This window comes from Dehalococcoidales bacterium, assembly GCA_035529395.1.
Classification (GTDB): domain Bacteria; phylum Chloroflexota; class Dehalococcoidia; order Dehalococcoidales; family Fen-1064; genus DUES01.
Genome location: DATKWT010000048.1, coordinates 1 through 3,052, shown reverse-complemented (window position 1 = coordinate 3,052; position 3,052 = coordinate 1). Strand labels below are relative to the sequence as shown.

At 56.0% G+C, this 3,052-nt stretch carries 3 protein-coding genes and 1 tRNA gene; 3 read left to right on the top strand and 1 reads right to left on the bottom strand.

Annotated features, from left to right (window positions below; translation table 11 throughout):
• Window positions 1-196: 196 nt before the first annotated feature.
• Window positions 197-269: transfer RNA gene (locus VMW13_03250), tRNA-Ala, on the bottom strand.
• A gap of 92 nt (window positions 270-361) precedes the next feature.
• Here VMW13_03250 and gatB point away from each other — a divergent pair.
• From gatB to VMW13_03235, 3 genes are read left to right on the top strand one after another with little or no spacing between them, the layout of a single operon-like run.
• Complete coding sequence (gatB, locus tag VMW13_03245) at window positions 362-1,831, top strand: Asp-tRNA(Asn)/Glu-tRNA(Gln) amidotransferase subunit GatB (protein ID HUV43828.1); 1,470 nt, start codon at window positions 362-364, stop codon at window positions 1,829-1,831.
• A gap of 4 nt (window positions 1,832-1,835) precedes the next feature.
• Window positions 1,836-2,054 (top strand): preprotein translocase subunit SecG, encoded by a 219-nt coding sequence (gene secG, locus VMW13_03240; protein ID HUV43827.1) that lies wholly within the window; start codon window positions 1,836-1,838, stop codon window positions 2,052-2,054.
• 12 nt (window positions 2,055-2,066) lie between these two features.
• Entirely contained in the window at window positions 2,067-2,915 is an 849-nt protein-coding gene (locus VMW13_03235; GenBank protein ID HUV43826.1) for an SAM-dependent chlorinase/fluorinase, read from the top strand.
• Window positions 2,916-3,052 lie beyond the last annotated feature (137 nt).

Genomic DNA, 3,052 nt, shown 5'->3' with positions numbered 1-3,052 from the left:
CTGTTCGCTCCTATGTTGCCGACCTCTGTAACATTCTCGACGAAAGCGAAGTCGCTCAAAGAAAGGCTTTCCTGAGGTCTTTCGTAAAGAAGATAGTGGTTGAAAAGGAAAGGGTGAAGCTGTACTACAATCTACCGGTTCCCCCGGATGGAAGGAAGACGGATACCGTAGGAGTTCTGCCTATTGACACCCCAAGTGGAGATAGGGGGACTCGAACCCCCAACCTCTGCATTGCGAACGCAGCGCTCTCCCGGTTGAGCTATATCCCCATGCCTACGTGATACATTGTAGCATGTCGTTCCTTGTCAGTCACTATCATACTTGATATACTTAGAGCGAACCTTTCGGGACAAGAAACACCATGGAATTTGAGACTGTCATCGGGCTGGAGGTGCATGTCCAGCTTCAGACCCGCAGTAAAATGTTCTGTTGTTGCAGTGCAGACTACGCCAGCACACCCCCCAATACCCACGTCTGCCCGGTCTGCCTCGGCATGCCCGGTGTCCTTCCCGTCATCAACCAGCAGGCCGTGGAGTACACCGCGATGACGGCACTGGCGCTGAATTGTACCATCTCCGAATATACCAGGTTTGACCGTAAGAGTTACCCTTATCCTGACCTGATGAAGGGATACCAGATATCGCAGTATGAAGACCCCATCGGGCTCAACGGCTGGCTGACTATTGAAGTGGACGGTCAGACCAGGAGGGCGGGCATCACCCGCGTCCACCTCGAAGAAGATACCGCCAGGCTGACACACCGTTCCGCTCCGGGTGAAGAGGCCTACAGCCTGGTGGATGTGAACCGCTCCGGGACCCCGCTGATGGAGGTTGTCGGTGAACCGGACTTGCGCTCCCCGGAAGAGGCCCGGCAGTACCTTATCAAGCTGCGCAGCATCCTCCGGTATCTCGGCGTATCCACCGCCAACATGGAGGAAGGCAGTTTCCGCTGTGACGCCAATATCAGTATTCGCCCCGAGGGAAGTGATGAGTTAGCCGCCAAGGTCGAGGTAAAGAACATGAACAGCTTCAGGGCTGTCTACCATGCCCTTGAGTATGAGGAAAAGAGGCAGAGGAAGGCCGTTGAGCAAGGTGAGGAAATCTTCCAGGAGACGCGTGGCTGGGTGGAGGAAAAGGGGAAGACCGTCTCGCAGCGCGGCAAGGAGTACGCCGACGATTACCGCTACTTCCCCGAGCCGGACCTGCCACCACTCTCACTCAGTAGCGATTGGGTGGAGGAGATAAAGGCGAGGCTGCCGGAGCTACCCGAAGCCAAACGCGACCGCTTCATGACCGATTACGCCCTGCCAAGATATGACGCCAGCCTGCTGACCAGCTCCAGGGAAATGGCCGATTACTTCGAGGCTTGCCTGGAAACCGGACTACCCGCCGGTCTTGCCCTGCCCGCGAGGACCAAGGCAGTGAGCAACTGGCTCCTCGGCGATTTCAGCCGGCTGCTCAATGCCACCAGCACCGAGATAGGTGACTCCAGAGTAAATCCGGAGCAGCTCTGCCAGTTGCTTGACCTCATGCAGAAGGGCACCGTCACCGGTCCCGCCGCCAAGCAGGTTTGGGAGGAGATGTTCAAGACCGGCAGACCGGCCCGTGAGATTATTGACCGGCAGGGATTGAGTCAGATAACCGATACCAGCAAGATAGAGGAGGCGGTCGACCAGGCAATCGCCGCCAATAAGCAAGCCGTAGCCGATTACAATGCAGGCAAAGAAACAGCAGTCAAGTTCCTCGTTGGCCAGGTAATGAGAGCCACCCGGGGCCGCGCCAATCCGCAACTGGCAACCGAACTGCTGAAGAAGAAGTTGGGGGAAGAATAACAGAATGCAGACTGCTTTCAATGTGATTCAGATTATAGTATCAGTATCTCTGGCACTGGTCATCCTCTTGCAGGTAAAAGGCGGTGGCCTGGGAGGTATCTTCGGCCAGGCTGACTCCGTCTATCGGACCAAACGGGGCCTGGAGAAGAGACTTTTTCAGATGACCGTTGGCCTGGCAGTCGTCTTTGTAATCGTCTCAATAATTTCTCTCAAGGTTGCCTAGTCGCTGAATGACATGAGCGCCGTAGTAACCCTGACCACTGACTTTGGACTGTCTGATGCCTATGTCGCCGCTATGAAGGGCGTCATCCTGGGTATCGATCCCGGTGTCAGGCTGGTTGATATCTGCCATACCGTGAAACCACGGAACATCGCCCAGGCAGCCTTTGTCCTGAGCACGGCATACCGGTTCTTCCCCGAGGGGACAATACACCTGGCGGTCGTCGACCCCGGCGTAGGCAGCGAGCGAAGGAGCGTTATCCTGAAAACGTCATCGGCCTGTTTTGTGGCCCCGGACAACGGGGTACTGAGCTACATCATCGAGCAATCCTCACCCGGGCCTGACCCGGCAGAAACCGGCAGCCTCACTGAGAGGCAACTCGGACCGGAACTGGAGGCAATCGCCATCACCAGGCCGCAGTTCTGGCGCTCTCCGGTCAGCCCCACCTTCCACGGGCGGGATATCTTTGCCCCGGTGGCGGCACATCTCTCCCTGGGACAGCCACCATGCGATTTCGGGGAGCCGATAACATCCCTGAAAACACTCACGCTCTCCCGACCCCGGCGGAAGCCGGACGGCTCAATGGTCGGAAATATCCTGCATATTGATGCCTTCGGTAACCTGATTACCAGCATCAGGTACCAGGACCTACCATCGACAACAGGTACTCTGGTGACCGAGGTCGGCGGCAGGGTTATCTCCGGGCTGGTTAATACCTACGCCGAAGGTGAAGGACTTCTCACTCTTTTCGGCAGCAGCGGCTACCTGGAGGTTTCTCTCAAAGACGGCAGTGCCCGCGACTTTCTCGGTGCTGATGTCGGTGACGAGGTAAGGATTAACCTCCCGGAAACAAAGTATGCTTGAACCAGGTTTGGTCAAGGTATTGCACAAGCTATGCAATCATCTGAATACTGATGAAGTAGTGTGGGCAGTTACAGGTAGTCTTGGTTTTGCTCTACACGGCATGGATGTAGAGATACACGATGTCGATATTCAAACTG